Origin of the sequence: Pseudomonas sp. zjy_15 (assembly GCF_043101865.1) — a bacterium.
Classification (GTDB): Bacteria; Pseudomonadota; Gammaproteobacteria; order Pseudomonadales; family Pseudomonadaceae; genus Aquipseudomonas; species Aquipseudomonas putida_Y.
Genome location: NZ_JBICII010000064.1, coordinates 18,937 through 33,255, shown reverse-complemented (window position 1 = coordinate 33,255; position 14,319 = coordinate 18,937). Strand labels below are relative to the sequence as shown.

Genomic DNA, 14,319 nt, shown 5'->3' with positions numbered 1-14,319 from the left:
GCGGCCGCTGTGGAGGCGGCCATAGCCGCGAATGCGTCAGGATGCCGTGCGCGGCATCAGCTCATACGGGTGTTTCCACCCCGGCAGCGCCTGAATGCGGGCTTTCCACGCTTCGATGTGGTTGAACTCTGCCAGCGGAATACCGGTGTCTTCTGGCATGAACACATACCCCGCCAACGACAGGTCGGCGATGGTCAACCGGTTACCGATCATGAATGGCATCTTCGCCAGGTGCGCGTCGACAATACGGTAAGCCGCCGTGGCACGCTCGCGCAGAAACCTCGTGACATCGGTTTCACCAGTATTCTTCAGGCAGAACAGAAAGCGCAGCACAGCGTAGTAGCTGGTGAACTTATGGTTGTCGAACAGCATCCAGCGCCAGATCTCGCGTTTTTCGTCTTCATCGCGGGGCCCGAACTGGCCGGTCTGTTCAGCAAGGTATTCCAGGATCAGCGCAGATTGGGTGAAACGCTTGCCAGCGTGTTCCATCACCGGCACCTCGCCCTGCTCGTTCACCTCATCGCGCCAGGCTTGCTCACGGGTCTGGCCATGGAAGAAGTCGACGAACACCGGCTGCCAGTTCTGGCCGGTGAGTTCAAGCATGAGCGCAACCTTGTAGGCGTTGCCGGATTCGGCAAAGCAATGCAGCTTGTAGTCGGACATGGGCGAACCTTCAGTTTCCTTTGAATGATCGGCAGGGCCCTCTGCGGGTTTGCCCGCGAAGCGCCATCCACCCAAGCAAATCACGCGCATCCCGACGCGGTCAATCCATGACGCGCTCCGTCGGTACCTTGAAAACCGTGAGTTCAGCCACCTCGTCAGCGGCGCCTGCCAGGAGTAGGGAACTACCTGAACGCCCCGGCCGTCTTAGACACTGAGTGGTTTATTTCCCTGTGCTTTACGCTACTGGAGAACACAACATGCGCCACCTACTGCTCGCCCCTGCGCTGCTGCTCCTGATGCCTGCCGGCGCTGCCCTGGCCCGCGTCGATGCGGGCGACGTCGCCACCTCGGCCGGTATTTCCGCTTCGCTGTATTCGACCTTCAAGGATGACAAACGGATCATCCCGGCCCGTGACGAACTTTCAGCGTTCGTCGCCAGCGGCGGTGCCATCCGCGGCGCCTATGTGGAGTCGGCGCTTGAACAGGCCCGCAAGGACCATCCAGGGCTGCAGGCCAATGATGAAGAACTGGCCCGGGCCATCCTGTCGCAGGATGACCCTGTGGCTGACCACTGACCATTGCGTAAACCTGTACCGCCTTTCGCAGCGGTTCGACGCAAAAGGGCGGTACAGGGCCACCTCACCCCCAGCCATCCATGCGCATGGTCGCCCTGACCAGGCGCTGCTCTTCCTGCTCGATCTCCTGCAAACTGTCGCGTATGCCGTAGATATGCTCACGCGCCGCCCGCTGCGCCTGCTCGGGCAGTTGCTCCATCACCGCGCGATACAACCGCGCATGCTGCCGATCAATCTGGCGTTTCTGCGCCGGCCGGCAATACAAATTGTTGACCGAAGCAAACACGGTGCTCAACGTCAGGTCACTGAGCGATTGCAGGGTATGCACCAGCACCGGGTTATGCGACGCCTCACTGATTGCCCGGTGAAAGGCATGGTCACGACGGGCATGCTCACGGGCATCCAGCGCCTGCGCAGCCTCGTGCGCAGCCAGCATTTCTTCATAGCGCCGGCGGATCAGCAGGCGGTCGACGTCGGTAGCGCGCAACGCAGCCAACCGCGCCGACTCAGCCTCCAGCAACGCCCGGACCTCCAGCAGGTCGAACAGCGTACGCGGTTGCGAACTGAACAGGTGCATCAAAGGCGTAGCACCCGCCTGCCCGGTGAGATCGGCGACGAACGAACCCCGCCCCTGTTCGGTGTCGATGATGCCGCGCCCACGCAAAATGCGCAGGCCCTCCCGCAACGCCGAACGTGAACAGCCAAGCTTCTCCACCAGCCGCCGCTCCGACGGCAGCGCCTGGCCCACCTTGAGCACACCTTCGACGATAAGCCGCTCGACCCGTTCGGCCACCTGGTCGGCGACCTTGACCTTGCCTTCAGTACCCACTGCACACACTCCTGCTGGTAGGACCACTTTGACTTATAGCGCCAATCTAGCCGGACAGAGCCGTGAGTAAACAGCATTGTCCGAAGAAACTGGTAGGACCAGTCAACATCTCACTCGACCCCGGCCGCTAGCACGCGCACGCTGCAACGGTGACCGCTTTGCCAACAACAATAAAAACCGTTGCCGAGTGAGCCGATGAATATCCTGTACGACGAACGCGTCGATGGCGTACTGCCTGACGTGGACCGGGCCGCCCTGTTGCAGGCGCTGCGCGACGCCCTGCCGGACCTTGAAATCCTGCACCGCGATGAAGACCTCAAACCGTACGAATGCGACGGCCTGTCGGCCTACCGCACCGTGCCACTGCTGGTGGTGCTCCCCGAGCGCCTGGAGCAGGTGCAGACGCTGCTGAAGCTTTGCCACCAGCGCGGCGTCCCGGTGGTTGCGCGTGGTGCCGGTACCGGCCTGTCGGGTGGTGCCCTGCCGCTGGCCAAGGGCATCCTGCTGGTGATGGCACGCTTCAACCGCATCCTTGAGGTCAACCCGCAGGGGCGCTACGCCCGCGTGCAGCCGGGCGTACGCAACCTGGCCATTTCCCAGGCCGCCGCCCCCCATGGCATGTACTACGCACCAGACCCTTCCTCGCAAATTGCCTGCTCAATCGGGGGCAACGTCGCCGAAAACGCCGGTGGTGTGCACTGCCTCAAGTACGGCCTGACCGTACACAATGTGCTCAAGGTGGAAATCCTCACCGTCGAGGGCGAACGCCTGAGCCTGGGCAGCGATGCCTTGGACAGCCCTGGCTTCGACCTGCTGGCATTGTTCACCGGCTCCGAAGGCATGCTCGGTATCGTCACCGAAGTCACCGTCAAGCTGCTGCCCAAGCCCCAGGTGGCGCGGGTGATACTGGCCAGTTTCGAATGCGTCGAGGACGCCGGCCAGGCAGTCGCCGACATCATCGCTGCCGGCATCATTCCCGGCGGCCTGGAGATGATGGACAACCTGGCGATCCGCGCCGCAGAAGACTTCATCCATGCCGGCTACCCGGTGGACGCGGCGGCGATCCTGCTGTGCGAACTGGATGGCGTGGAAGCCGATGTTCACGACGACTGCCAGCGCGTCGCCGCCGTGCTGACGCAAGCCGGGGCCCGCGAGGTGCGCCTGGCCTGCGACGAAGCCGAGCGCGTTCGCTTCTGGGCCGGACGCAAGAACGCCTTTCCGGCCGTGGGGCGCATCTCCCCGGACTACTACTGCATGGACGGCACCATCCCGCGCCGAGCATTGCCACGGGTGCTCAAGGGCATCAGCGACCTGTCCGCGGAGTACGGCCTGCGGGTGGCCAACGTGTTCCATGCCGGCGACGGCAACATGCACCCTTTGATCCTGTTCGATGCCAACCTGCCCGGCGAGCTGGAGCGTGCCGAAGCGATCGGCGGCAAGATTCTGGAGCTATGTGTGAAGGTGGGCGGCAGCATCACCGGTGAACACGGCGTGGGACGCGAGAAGATCAACCAGATGTGCGCGCAGTTCAACAGCGACGAAATCACCCTGTTCCACGCGGTGAAGGCCGCCTTCGACCCTCAGGGCCTGCTCAACCCCGGCAAGAACATTCCCACCCTGCACCGCTGCGCCGAATTCGGCGCCCTGCATGTGCACCATGGGCAACTACCCTTCCCCGAGCTGGAGCGCTTCTGATGAGCATGGACCGCGACATGAGCCAGGGGCTGTTGGAACAAGTCAACCAGGCACTGAACGAAGGTACGCCGCTGCGTATCCAGGGCAGCAACAGCAAAGCGATGCTCGGCAACCCGGTGGCGGGCGAAGTACTCGACACCCGCAACCACCGCGGCATCGTCAGCTACGACCCCACCGAGCTGGTACTCACGGCCCGCGCCGGTACCCCTCTGCGCGAGATCGAGGCAGCCCTGCACGAGGCTGGCCAGATGCTGCCCTGCGAGCCACCCCACCTGGGCCCCGAGGCCACCTTGGGCGGCATGGTCGCGACGGGGTTGTCTGGCCCTCGACGGCCGTGGGCCGGGTCGGTGCGCGACTTTGTACTGGGTACACGGGTGATCACCGGCCACGGCAAACTGCTGCGCTTTGGTGGCGAGGTGATGAAGAACGTCGCCGGCTACGATGTGTCACGCCTGATGGCGGGCAGCTTCGGATGCCTGGGGCTGCTGACCGAAGTTTCGCTGAAAGTGCTGCCACGGCCGCGCCTATGCCTGAGCCTGCGCCTGCCGATGGGCCGCAATGAAGCGCTGGCCGAGCTGGCCGAATGGGGCCAGCATCCGCTGCCGATCAGCGCCGCCTGCCATGACGGCGAAACGCTATACCTGCGCCTGGAAGGCGGCGAAGGGTCGGTGCAGTCGGCACGCCAACGGCTGGGGGGCGAAACACTCGATAACCGCTTCTGGAGCGACCTGCGCGAGCAGCGCCTGGCGTTCTTTACCGACGCCGCCCCCCTGTGGCGCCTGTCCGTACCCACCATCACCGGCGAGCTGGAAATGCCCGGCCAGCAACTGATCGACTGGGGGGGTGCCCAGCGCTGGCTCAAGACCCGCGCACCGGCGCAGGCCATTCGCAACCAGGTCGCCAAGGTAGGTGGCCACGCCACCTGCTACGCCCCCGGTGCAACCAGCAGCCCGCCACTGCCGGTTGCACTGATGCGCTACCACCGCGCCCTCAAGCAGCAGCTCGATCCCCAGGGGGTGTTCAACCCTGGTCGCCTGTACCCGGACCTGTGAGGCCAGACCATGCAAACCAACCTTAGCGAAACATCGCGCCGCCTGGCCCGCGCCGACGAAGCCGAGCGCATCCTGCGCACCTGCGTACATTGCGGTTTCTGCACCGCCACCTGCCCTACTTACCAGTTGCTGGGCGACGAACTGGACGGCCCGCGCGGGCGAATCTACCTGATCAAGCAGATGCTCGAAGGCGAGCCGGTCACCGCCAGTACCCAATTGCATCTGGACCGCTGCCTGACCTGCCGCAACTGCGAAACCACCTGCCCATCCGGGGTGAAGTACCACGATCTGCTGGACATCGGCCGCGCGGTGGTCGAGCAGCAAGTGCCACGCCCGCTCAGCCAGCGCCTGTTGCGCCTGGGCCTGCGTGCGGTGGTGCCGCACCCGGCACTGTTCAAGGCCCTGACCCGCAGCGGCCAGGCGCTGCGCCCGCTGCTACCGGCCTCAGTCAAACGCAAGTTGCCGGCGCAGGTCACCCCACCCGGCCAGCGTCCGGCAGCGCGCCATGCGCGCCGGGTACTGATGCTGGAAGGCTGCGTGCAACCGGCCCTGTCACCCAATACCAATGCCGCTGCTGCGCGGCTGCTCGACCGCCTGGGCATCAGCGTGCAACCGATCCGGCAAGCCGGATGCTGTGGCGCGGTGGACTATCACCTGAATGCCCAGGAGCAAGGCCTGCAGCGGGCACGGCGCAATATCGACGCCTGGTGGCCCGCCATCGAAGCGGGTGCCGAGGCTATCGTGCAGACCGCCAGCGGCTGCGGTGCGTTTGTCCGCGACTATGGGCACCTGCTGGAAAAAGACCCCCATTACGCTGCCAAGGCCGCCCGGGTCAGCGCCCTTTCCCGCGATCTGGTGGAAATCTTGCGCGATGAGCCGATCGAACAATTGGCCCTGTGCGCCGAACAGCGCCTGGCCTTCCACTGCCCATGCACCCTGCAGCACGCCCTGAAGCTGGGCGGTGCGGTAGAAGCGTTGCTGACGCGGCTCGGCTTTACCCTGACCTCGGTGCCCGATGGTCACCTGTGCTGCGGCTCAGCGGGGACCTATTCGCTGACCCAGCCTGAACTGTCACTGCAACTTCGCGACAATCGTCTGAATGCGCTGGAAAGCGGTAAACCGCACCTCATTGCCACAGCCAATATAGGCTGCCAGGCCCACCTCGACGGGGCTGGACGCACGCCCGTGCGCCACTGGATCGAAATCGTCGAAGCAGCCTTGAACCCGGAGCCCGCCCATGCATAGCAAGTTCGTTATCGGCCAGACCGAAATCGCCCGCGTACTGACCGCCGCCCGCCAGGAAGCCCAGGCCCGAGCATGGAGCGTGACCATCGCCGTGGTCGACGACGGCGGCCACCCACTGGCCCTGGAACGCCTGGACGGCTGCGCGCCGGCCAGTGCCTATATCGCGCTGGAAAAAGCCCGCAGCGCCGCACTGGGGCGCAAAGAGACGCGGGATTATGAAGATATGGTCAATGGTGGCCGTACTGCATTCGTGACCGCCCCCCTGCTGACCAGCCTGGAAGGTGGGGTGCCGCTGCGGGTGGAAGGCCAGGTGGTGGGTGCCATCGGTGTATCCGGCGTCAAATCCGAACAGGATGCCCAAGTGGCCAAGGCTGGGGCTGCCGCCTTGTAGATCCTGGGATTCGACCCCGCCTCCGCACCTTAAAGGCATTTCCTACACGAGCCTCAGAAGCGCCTTACTTGATGTCCCTACCCAGAGAAAACATGATCGGCGCTGGAGGACGCAAGGTCGCGATCCAGAGGAGGCTCCGCATGCACCCGTACGCCCGCCCCATCGCCGAACTGCGCAGCAGCCTGCGCGAAATGTTGGCCCATGACATGACCAACCCCGACAACGACCCGCACTTGTCGGGGGTCATGTTCTTCTGCGTCACCGATGAACATTCCCGGCAATTGATCGAACGCATCGAGTTGCTGGCCAGCGAGGTGTTCTTCGACGCGAACGGACGGGCCATTTCAGAGCATATGAAGGCTTCGACGGTAGAAGGCGTGCGCATCAAGCGCAACCGCAACGCGCCGGAAGATGAAACCGTGATACGCATTGCCCTGGCAGAAAAAGGCTACATCACTGTCAGCACCGCCCGGCTCTGAGCGGTTGGCTTGGCATCATCGTAGCCTGTGACAAGCACCTGAGTCGCAGCCAATCCGCTATCCTGAGCAATCCTCCGCTCCGGACCCGTCCATGGAACTGCACATTCGCCTGGAGGGCCGCAAAGGCCTGGCCGATCAGCTTTACCAGCAACTGCGCGACGGTATCGACAGCGGCCACCTGGCCGCCGGCACCCAACTGCCGCCCACCCGCCTGCTGGCTGAACAACTGGGCGTATCGCGCAAGACCGTGGCCGAGGCCTATTCGCGGCTGACCTACGACAACCTGCTCAACGGCGTGGTCGGCCGTGGCACATTCGTCACCCCACGCCATCCGCTGCGCAGCACCGAATCAGCCACCATCCCCCTGGCCGGCGGCGCCTCCCTCGAGCGCTGGCAGCAGCGCGCCACCGTGCTCAGCCAACGCCAGTTGCAGGCGCCATCGCGCTATGACTTCGTCGGTGGTGCTTCGAGCAAGGCCCAGTTCCCCTTCGACCAGTGGCGCAGTTGCCTGAACTACGCCCTGCGCCGTAGCCAGCGCCACCCCGAGCGACAATTCCCGGCTCAGGGCTTGCCGGAACTGCGCGAAGCCATTGCCCACCACATCGCCTACTCGCGCGGGGTGCACTGCAGCGCAGCCGACCTGCTGGTGTGCAACGGCGCCCAGCAGGCGCTGGACCTGATCGCCCGGGTGCTGGTCGAACCGGGCTGCCAGGTGGCCATGGAGGATCCCGGCTACCCGCCAGCACGGCAGTTGTTCCTGGCCCTGGGTGCACGCCTGCAATCGGTGCCAGTGGATGATGAGGGCCTGTGCGTGGAACAGATCGCCGACGGCACCCGGCTGATCTACGTAACACCCTCGCACCAGTTCCCGCTGGGCATGCCGATGAGCGAGCCACGCCGGCATGCCCTGCTTGCGCGGGCCGCCGAGCTGGGTGCACTGATCATCGAAGACGACTACGACTGTGAATTCCGCTACCACGGGCCAGCCTCGGACGCGCTGCAGCGCCTGGACCGGCATGGGCTGGTAGCCTACGTCGGGACCTTCTCCAAGACCTTGCTGCCCGAGCTGCGCCTGGGCTATGCCGTATTACCGCCTGCCGTACTGCAGGCCGCTTGCGTGGCCAAGCACCTCAGTGACTGGCACAGCCCTACCCTGCTGCAGTGGGCGCTGGCGCGCTTTCTTGGCGAAGGCCACCTGAACAAGCACATCCGCCGCTGCCACGAGGTCTACAGCGCACGCCGCGAGCGCATCCTGGCGCGCCTGGGTGGCGATCTGGCACCGTGGTTCCGCGCCATCCCCGCCAGCGCCGGCTTCCACCTCAGTGCCTTGGCTACACACGGGGTGGATGTGGAACTGCTGGCCAACCTCGCGCGCAAGGTAGAGGTCGGCCTGTATTCGCTGGCACCCTTCTTCAGCGAGGCGCCGGTACGCCCGGGGCTGTTGATGGGCTTCGGCGCCATCGAACTGCTGGATATCGACCCGGCGCTGGACCGGGTACGCGATACCCTGCAACGCCTCAGTTGACCGGTGCGGCGTTGCCGGTTGCAGCCGGCCGTGCGATGGCCGCCGCATAGCCGCGCGGGTTGAAGCACGCAGTCACCAGCAGCATTGCCAGCACGGTCACGGTCAACAGCGTCCACGAAGCCTGGAAGTCGCCACTGACATCCCTCAGCCAACCGGTGATATACGGCACGATGCCGGTGATGATAAAGCCGATGCCCTGTACGAACGCCGCCAGGCTGCCGGCCTCGGCAGGCGTTTTCAGGTGTTCCAGGGTCAACGTCAGGCACTGGCTGAAGCAGGCACCCAAGCCAAAGCCGATCATGGCGACCCAAAGCCCGGAAGCCCCCGCAGGTACCAGCAAAAGACCCAGGAAGCCCGCCAGCTGGATCGCCAATGCCAGGGACAGACCGGGGCGCCTGTCTGTCCAACGTCGCAGCAGCAGCGGTAGGCCAAGCGCACCGAGCACCTGGAAGACGGTCATCAGGCCCACCAGGTCGGCACCGCCCTGAGCACTGCCGCCGTGCTCGATGTGGTAAGCCGGCAACCAGGCCACCATGCTGGTGTAGCCGCCGTTGATCAGGCCGAAGTACAGGGCCAGCAACCACGCCCGGCGACTGCCGAACCAGTGCCCGCCAGTGGCCGTTCCCAGCTTCGGCGCCTCCTGCCTTGGCCGCAGCACGGCCCACGCCAGCAACGCCAGCACGGCCGGGACCGCCCATACGCCCAAGCCCGCCTGCCAGTAGCCGAAATGGCCGCTGATGTGTGGCCCGAGTACTGCAGCCAGGCCGCCGCCGCTCATCAGTGCCGCCGAGTACAGCCCCATCGCCCCGGCCAGACGCCCGGGGAACCAGCGGTTGACCAGCCCCGGCATCATGCCCTGCACCACCGCCACGCCCAGGCCAGCCACCAGCGCACTGGCGATCAGCGCCCAGGCGCTATCCAGTTGCAGGCGCCACAGGCAGGCCAGGGCAATCGCGGCCAGGCCCGCAAGCATGCCGCCGTGCTCGCTGACCCAGCGTCGCAGCCACGGTTGCAACAAGGGCACCAGGCCCATGCACAGCACCGGTAGCGCCGTCAGCAGGGCAGCCTGCTGGTAACCCAGGCCGGTGCTGGCGCGCATGGGTTCGAGTAACGGGCCGATACTGGTCAGGATCGGCCGCAGGTTCAACGCCAGCAGGATCACCAGCAACAGGTTCAGTGCAGCTCTCATTGTGAATCGGTTCTCTTGAAGCAGGAACTGGCCATTATCCCGGCTCGGCTGACTTGGCAGAAATGAAGAGATTGGATGCAGGTCAGTGGCCACCTGAATGGGCGATTGGCCTCCCGCTTATGCGCAAAATTGGCTATCGGGGTGGCCAATGAGCGGCGCTACAGTAGCGCCCTACCCCCGCACGTTGGAGACTGCCATGCACAACCGTATCGAATGGGCCAAACACGCCCCACAAGCCTACAAAGCCATGGTCGGCCTGGAGCAGGCCCTGGCCAACAGCGGCCTTGAGAACTCGCTGCTGGAGCTGATACGCCTGCGCGCTTCGCAGATCAACGGCTGCGCCTACTGCGTCAACCTGCACGCCAACGATGCGCGCAAGGCCGGTGAGACCGAAGCACGCCAGCAGACCCTTTGCGTGTGGCAGGAAACCAGCTACTTCACACCGCGTGAACGTGCTGCGCTGGCCTGGGTCGAGAGCCTGACCCGCTTGCCTGAACAGGGTGCGCCGCAGGGGCAATATGAAGCCCTGCAGGAACACTTCGAGCCAGCCGAAGTGGCCAACCTGACCTTGGCAATTGCCACCATCAATGCCTGGAACCGGTTCGGCGTCGGCTTTGCCATGGTGCCGGCCTGATTCTTTCGGGTGGCCTGTGCTGGCCTATTCGCGGGCAAGCCCGCTCCTACAATTCATGCCCGCCCCCACAATTCTGTTCGTGCCCTGTAGGAACGGGTTTACCCGCGAACACCGGCAGAGCCGGTGCCATCCACCGCGTTGGTTTCTTCGCGGGCATGCCCGCTCCCACAGGTAGAACGCAGGCCGGCCAACCGTGCCCGGTAGCTCCCAGGGCTCTGTCCGGTCCACTTCTTGAACGCCCGGTGGAACGCACTCGGTTCCTGAAACCCCGCCTGCTCGGCAATTTCGGCGATGCTCAACGCCCCTTCGCGCAACCGCTCGAAGGCCATGGCCCGGCGCACTTCATCCTTGATCTGCTGGTACGAACGCCCCTCCCGCTCCAACTGCCGGCGAAAGGTACTGGCACTGATCCCCTGCTGCTGCGCCAGCGCGGCCAATGTCGGCCACTGCCCATAGCGCAATGCCCGCAGGTGTCGATACACCTCAGCCACCAGCCCGTTCTGATTGCGAAAGCGGATCACCAGGCCCTGCGGCGCACTGCGCAGGAAGGTCTTCAAAGCCGCCCGGTCCTGCACCACCGGCAGGCGCAGGTAAGCGCTGTCGAACTCCACCTCGGTGCGTCCGCTGCCCAGGCGCAGGTCCGGCCCCCACAGCAGCAAGTCGTCCTCTTGGGCCGGGCGCGACACCGCGAGCTCCGTGCGGTCGATGGCAATTCGCCGCCCGGCCAGCCAGCACAGCATGCCGATCATCAGCACCAGGTAAGTTTCCTCGGCATACACCCGAGTCAAGGGGTCGGCAATGTTCGACTGCACGCTGATCAACGCCCGACCGCCACGTACTGTCAGGCTGCCACGCAGGTCACGCAGGAACAGGCCGAAGCCCCCCATGCACTGGCGCAAGGCCTTTTCCAGGTTCGGTTCGAGGATCAAGCCCCGGCAGATCAGGGCGAAACTGCCCAGCGGCATACCATGGCTGTCGAGGCCAAAGAACTCATCGTCCAGGCGCTGGATCAACGCCAGCCACAGCTGGGCGAACGCCTTGGCCGGCACCCGCGCCTGAGGCTGATCGAGCAGCTGCGGGGCGATGCCCACTGCAAGCAGCTGGGCGTCACGCTCGGCGGGGGTGTCGCGCAGAGCGTGGAGCATGGCGTTGAGGAAGTACACGGCGACTGAATCGCTTTCGCGCATGGCGGTTTTCGCTGTCTATGCTGAGTGGCAAAAAGTGCCAGGTTGTTTGAACAGATCCGGCATAGGCTGCAACAGAGCCTTTGCCTAGACTCGATCCCACTTCGGGGCCGCCAACCATTCTCGCAGAGCCTGGCCCGGTCCCGCCACGCCTTCGCAATCGGAGCCCTTATGAGCAGCGCAGAAATCTACGTCGTCAGTGCCGTCCGTTCAGCCATTGGTGGCTTCGGCGGTTCTCTCAAGGACCTGCCACTGGCCGACCTGGCCAGCGCCGTGACCCGCGCCGCCATCGAGCGCTCGGGCCTGGCCGCCGAGCAAGTCGGCCACCTGGTGATGGGCACGGTAATCCCCACCGAACCGCGTGACGCCTACCTGGCACGGGTAGCGGCAATGAACGCCGGCATCCCCAAGGAAACGCCGGCATTCAACGTCAACCGCCTGTGCGGCTCTGGCCTGCAGGCCATTGTCTCTGCGGCCCAGGGCCTGTTGCTGGGCGACACCGACGTGGCCGTCGCGGCCGGCGCCGAATCCATGAGCCGTGGCCCTTACCTGCTGCCACAAGCGCGCTGGGGTGCACGCATGGGTGATCTGCAAGGCATCGACTATACCGTCGGCGTACTGCAGGACCCCTTCCAGCACTTCCACATGGGCATTACCGCCGAGAACGTCTCGGCCAAGCATGGCATTACCCGCGAAATGCAGGACGAACTGGCCCTGACCAGCCAGCGCCGCGCTGCTCGTGCCATTGCCGAGGGCCGCTTCGCCAGCCAGATCGTTGCGCTGGAGCTGAAAACCCGCAAGGGCAGCGTGCAGTTCAGTGTCGACGAGCATGTGCGTGCTGATGTAACCGCCGAGCAACTGGCCGGTATGAAGCCGGTATTCAAGAAAGACGGTACCGTCACCGCCGGCAACGCCAGCGGTATCAACGATGGCGCCGCCGGCCTGGTGTTGGCCACAGGTGACGCGGTGCGCCGCCTGGGCCTGAAGCCTCTGGCACGCCTAGTGGGCTATGCCCACGCCGGGGTGGAACCTGAGCTGATGGGCCTGGGGCCGATCCCGGCCACCCGCAAAGTGCTGGAAAAAACCGGCCTGAACCTGCAAGACCTGGATGTGATCGAGTCCAACGAAGCCTTCGCCGCCCAGGCCTGCGCGGTTGCCCGCGAGCTGGGCTTTGACCCGGAAAAGGTCAACCCCAACGGTTCGGGCATTTCCCTGGGCCACCCAGTGGGTGCCACCGGTGCGATCATCGCCACCAAGGCCATCCATGAGCTGCAGCGCATCCAGGGCCGCTACGCGCTGGCCACGATGTGTATCGGCGGTGGCCAAGGCATCGCTGTCGTGTTCGAGCGCGTCTGAGGGAGGCTGACACATGAGCATTGAACAGATCGCCGTGATCGGCGCGGGCACCATGGGCAACGGCATAGCCCAGGTGTGCGCCATTGCCGGCTACCAGGTGCTGCTGGTGGATGTTTCCGACGCAGCGCTTGAGCGCGGTGTGGCCACCTTGAGCAAGAACCTCGAGCGCCAGCTCAGCAAAGGCACCCTCGACGCCGACAAAGCCGCAGCCGCCAAAGCCCGCATCCGCACCAGCACCGACTACACCCAGCTCAGCGCTGCACAGCTGGTGATCGAGGCGGCTACCGAGAACCTGCAGCTCAAGCAGCGCATCCTGCAGCAGGTGGCAGCCAACGTCGCCGCCGACTGCCTGATCGCCACCAACACCTCGTCGCTGTCAGTGACTCAACTGGCCGCCTGCATCGAGCACCCCGAGCGCTTCATTGGTGTGCACTTCTTCAACCCGGTACCGATGATGGCGCTGGTGGAGATCATTCGTGGCCTGCAGACCAGCGACAGCACCTACGCCCAGGCACTGCTGGTGACGGAAAAAGTCGGCAAGACCCCGATCACCGCCGGTAACCGCCCGGGCTTCGTGGTCAACCGCATCCTGGTGCCGATGATCAACGAGGCGATCTTCGTGCGCCAGGAAGGCCTGGCCAGTGCCGAGGATATCGACACCGGCATGCGCCTGGGCTGCAACCAGCCGATCGGCCCGCTGGCCCTGGCCGACCTGATCGGGCTGGACACCCTGCTGGCGATCATGGAGGCCTTCCATGACGGCTTCAACGACAGCAAGTACCGCCCTGCTCCACTGCTCAAGGAAATGGTCGCGGCCGGCTGGCTGGGGCGCAAGAGCGGTCGCGGTTTCTTCACCTACTGAGGACCAAGCACCATGCCCCCGGTCAATGCCGCAATGCGCTGTGCCAACTTTGAGGAGCGACGTGACCGGGCCATGGCATTGTTTGCCGAAAAGGGCTTTGGCCAGGTCAGCATGCGCGAGCTGGCGGCCCATGTGGGGCTGACCGCCGGCTCGCTGTACCATCACTTCCCCAGCAAGCAGGACCTGCTGTACGACTTGATCGAAGAGTTGTACGAAGAGCTGCAAGCCACGCTGGACCAGGCCCGCCGGGCCATGGCCCGTGGGGCATCGGCGTTGAGCTGCCTGATTGCTGCGCACTGGCAGCTGCATGCCGAGCGGCCGCTGCAGTTTCGGCTGGCCGAGCGGGATTTGTGTTGTTTGAGTGAGGCGCAACAGGCGCACCTTGCAGCGTTGCGCAAGCGTTATGAGGCAGGCTTGCTGCGCCTCATCGCACCGCAAGCAAAACTGCCGGGGCAAGCGTTGGACGCCACAGCGCATGTACTGGCGACGCTTCTCAATCAGCTGCCGGGGTTACTCAAAGCATTGCCTGAAGAACAGGGGTTGGAGCTGATGGAAAACTTGCTGGTCGGCGGGATTGAGCGGACACTGCGATAGCCTGCCAGGGCCCCTGCGCGGGCTTGCCCCGCGAAGAGGCCGGATG

15 protein-coding genes are annotated in these 14,319 nt (G+C 64.8%); 11 read left to right on the top strand and 4 right to left on the bottom strand.

Going from position 1 to position 14,319, the window contains the following annotated elements:
- Window positions 1-36: 36 nt before the first annotated feature.
- On the bottom strand, window positions 37-663 hold the full coding sequence (locus tag ACF8EF_RS12230; RefSeq protein WP_176682431.1) for a glutathione S-transferase family protein: 627 nt from the start codon (window positions 661-663) through the stop codon (window positions 37-39).
- A 257-nt stretch (window positions 664-920) separates the two neighbouring features.
- On the opposite strand from ACF8EF_RS12230, the gene ACF8EF_RS12225 reads away from it, so the two are divergent.
- On the top strand, window positions 921-1,238 hold the full coding sequence (locus ACF8EF_RS12225) for a DUF2388 domain-containing protein (protein ID WP_003256154.1): 318 nt from the start codon (window positions 921-923) through the stop codon (window positions 1,236-1,238).
- Window positions 1,239-1,302: 64 nt separating this feature from the next.
- Here ACF8EF_RS12225 and glcC read toward each other — a convergent pair whose 3' ends face one another.
- The gene (gene glcC / locus ACF8EF_RS12220) at window positions 1,303-2,067 is read right to left on the bottom strand and encodes a transcriptional regulator GlcC (protein ID WP_392514606.1); all 765 of its coding nucleotides are present in this window, start codon (window positions 2,065-2,067) and stop codon (window positions 1,303-1,305) included.
- 195 nt (window positions 2,068-2,262) lie between these two features.
- Between glcC and glcD the strand changes: the two genes are divergently transcribed.
- From glcD to ACF8EF_RS12190, 6 genes are all read left to right on the top strand, one after another.
- Entirely contained in the window at window positions 2,263-3,762 is a 1,500-nt protein-coding gene (glcD, locus tag ACF8EF_RS12215; RefSeq protein WP_392461405.1) for a glycolate oxidase subunit GlcD, read from the top strand.
- The gene (gene glcE, locus ACF8EF_RS12210) at window positions 3,762-4,814 is read left to right on the top strand and encodes a glycolate oxidase subunit GlcE (protein ID WP_176682428.1); all 1,053 of its coding nucleotides are present in this window, start codon (window positions 3,762-3,764) and stop codon (window positions 4,812-4,814) included. Before glcD ends, glcE begins: the two co-directional genes overlap by 1 nt.
- Before the next feature lie 9 nt (window positions 4,815-4,823).
- Window positions 4,824-6,059, top strand: a complete 1,236-nt coding sequence (gene glcF / locus ACF8EF_RS12205; protein ID WP_392461404.1) for a glycolate oxidase subunit GlcF — start codon at window positions 4,824-4,826, stop codon at window positions 6,057-6,059.
- Entirely contained in the window at window positions 6,052-6,450 is a 399-nt protein-coding gene (locus ACF8EF_RS12200; RefSeq protein ID WP_392461402.1) for a heme-binding protein, read from the top strand. The genes glcF and ACF8EF_RS12200 overlap by 8 nt, the downstream gene beginning before the upstream one ends.
- 140 nt (window positions 6,451-6,590) lie before the next feature.
- Window positions 6,591-6,929, top strand: a complete 339-nt coding sequence (locus tag ACF8EF_RS12195) for a hypothetical protein (RefSeq protein WP_176682425.1) — start codon at window positions 6,591-6,593, stop codon at window positions 6,927-6,929.
- Between the two features lie 91 nt (window positions 6,930-7,020).
- A complete protein-coding gene (locus tag ACF8EF_RS12190; RefSeq protein ID WP_392461400.1) occupies window positions 7,021-8,454 on the top strand; it encodes a PLP-dependent aminotransferase family protein in 1,434 nt (477 codons plus the stop codon).
- Here the strand turns inward: ACF8EF_RS12190 and ACF8EF_RS12185 are convergent.
- Window positions 8,447-9,643 carry a CynX/NimT family MFS transporter gene (locus ACF8EF_RS12185; protein WP_392461398.1) on the bottom strand — a complete coding sequence of 399 codons (1,197 nt, stop codon included), beginning with the start codon at window positions 9,641-9,643 and terminating at the stop codon, window positions 8,447-8,449. The two genes, ACF8EF_RS12190 and ACF8EF_RS12185, sit on opposite strands and share 8 nt — an antisense overlap.
- Before the next feature lie 196 nt (window positions 9,644-9,839).
- On the opposite strand from ACF8EF_RS12185, the gene ACF8EF_RS12180 reads away from it, so the two are divergent.
- Window positions 9,840-10,277 carry a carboxymuconolactone decarboxylase family protein gene (locus ACF8EF_RS12180; RefSeq protein ID WP_392461396.1) on the top strand — a complete coding sequence of 146 codons (438 nt, stop codon included), beginning with the start codon at window positions 9,840-9,842 and terminating at the stop codon, window positions 10,275-10,277.
- Between the two features lie 98 nt (window positions 10,278-10,375).
- Here ACF8EF_RS12180 and ACF8EF_RS12175 read toward each other — a convergent pair whose 3' ends face one another.
- On the bottom strand, window positions 10,376-11,464 hold the full coding sequence (locus tag ACF8EF_RS12175; protein WP_392461394.1) for an AraC family transcriptional regulator ligand-binding domain-containing protein: 1,089 nt from the start codon (window positions 11,462-11,464) through the stop codon (window positions 10,376-10,378).
- Window positions 11,465-11,632: 168 nt separating this feature from the next.
- On the opposite strand from ACF8EF_RS12175, the gene ACF8EF_RS12170 reads away from it, so the two are divergent.
- From ACF8EF_RS12170 to ACF8EF_RS12160, 3 genes are read left to right on the top strand one after another with little or no spacing between them, the layout of a single operon-like run.
- Window positions 11,633-12,817 carry an acetyl-CoA C-acyltransferase family protein gene (locus tag ACF8EF_RS12170; protein WP_003256172.1) on the top strand — a complete coding sequence of 395 codons (1,185 nt, stop codon included), beginning with the start codon at window positions 11,633-11,635 and terminating at the stop codon, window positions 12,815-12,817.
- Window positions 12,818-12,830: 13 nt separating this feature from the next.
- Complete coding sequence (locus ACF8EF_RS12165; protein WP_392461392.1) at window positions 12,831-13,679, top strand: 3-hydroxybutyryl-CoA dehydrogenase; 849 nt, start codon at window positions 12,831-12,833, stop codon at window positions 13,677-13,679.
- A gap of 12 nt (window positions 13,680-13,691) precedes the next feature.
- On the top strand, window positions 13,692-14,273 hold the full coding sequence (locus tag ACF8EF_RS12160; RefSeq protein ID WP_176682420.1) for a TetR/AcrR family transcriptional regulator: 582 nt from the start codon (window positions 13,692-13,694) through the stop codon (window positions 14,271-14,273).
- Window positions 14,274-14,319 lie beyond the last annotated feature (46 nt).

What these genes read in the sequence shown, in the direction of transcription:
- ACF8EF_RS12185 (WP_392461398.1), bottom strand. Translation starts at nt 9,643, where the DNA reads ATGAGAGCTGCACTGAACCTGTTGCTGGTGATCCTGCTGGCGTTGAAC.
- ACF8EF_RS12190 (WP_392461400.1), top strand. Translation starts at nt 7,021, where the DNA reads ATGGAACTGCACATTCGCCTGGAGGGCCGCAAAGGCCTGGCCGATCAG.
- ACF8EF_RS12225 (WP_003256154.1), top strand. Translation starts at nt 921, where the DNA reads ATGCGCCACCTACTGCTCGCCCCTGCGCTGCTGCTCCTGATGCCTGCC.
- ACF8EF_RS12175 (WP_392461394.1), bottom strand. Translation starts at nt 11,464, where the DNA reads ATGCGCGAAAGCGATTCAGTCGCCGTGTACTTCCTCAACGCCATGCTC.
- ACF8EF_RS12170 (WP_003256172.1), top strand. Translation starts at nt 11,633, where the DNA reads ATGAGCAGCGCAGAAATCTACGTCGTCAGTGCCGTCCGTTCAGCCATT.
- ACF8EF_RS12200 (WP_392461402.1), top strand. Translation starts at nt 6,052, where the DNA reads ATGCATAGCAAGTTCGTTATCGGCCAGACCGAAATCGCCCGCGTACTG.
- glcD (WP_392461405.1), top strand. Translation starts at nt 2,263, where the DNA reads ATGAATATCCTGTACGACGAACGCGTCGATGGCGTACTGCCTGACGTG.
- ACF8EF_RS12180 (WP_392461396.1), top strand. Translation starts at nt 9,840, where the DNA reads ATGCACAACCGTATCGAATGGGCCAAACACGCCCCACAAGCCTACAAA.
- glcE (WP_176682428.1), top strand. Translation starts at nt 3,762, where the DNA reads ATGAGCATGGACCGCGACATGAGCCAGGGGCTGTTGGAACAAGTCAAC.
- ACF8EF_RS12165 (WP_392461392.1), top strand. Translation starts at nt 12,831, where the DNA reads ATGAGCATTGAACAGATCGCCGTGATCGGCGCGGGCACCATGGGCAAC.
- ACF8EF_RS12195 (WP_176682425.1), top strand. Translation starts at nt 6,591, where the DNA reads ATGCACCCGTACGCCCGCCCCATCGCCGAACTGCGCAGCAGCCTGCGC.
- glcF (WP_392461404.1), top strand. Translation starts at nt 4,824, where the DNA reads ATGCAAACCAACCTTAGCGAAACATCGCGCCGCCTGGCCCGCGCCGAC.
- ACF8EF_RS12160 (WP_176682420.1), top strand. Translation starts at nt 13,692, where the DNA reads ATGCCCCCGGTCAATGCCGCAATGCGCTGTGCCAACTTTGAGGAGCGA.
- ACF8EF_RS12230 (WP_176682431.1), bottom strand. Translation starts at nt 663, where the DNA reads ATGTCCGACTACAAGCTGCATTGCTTTGCCGAATCCGGCAACGCCTAC.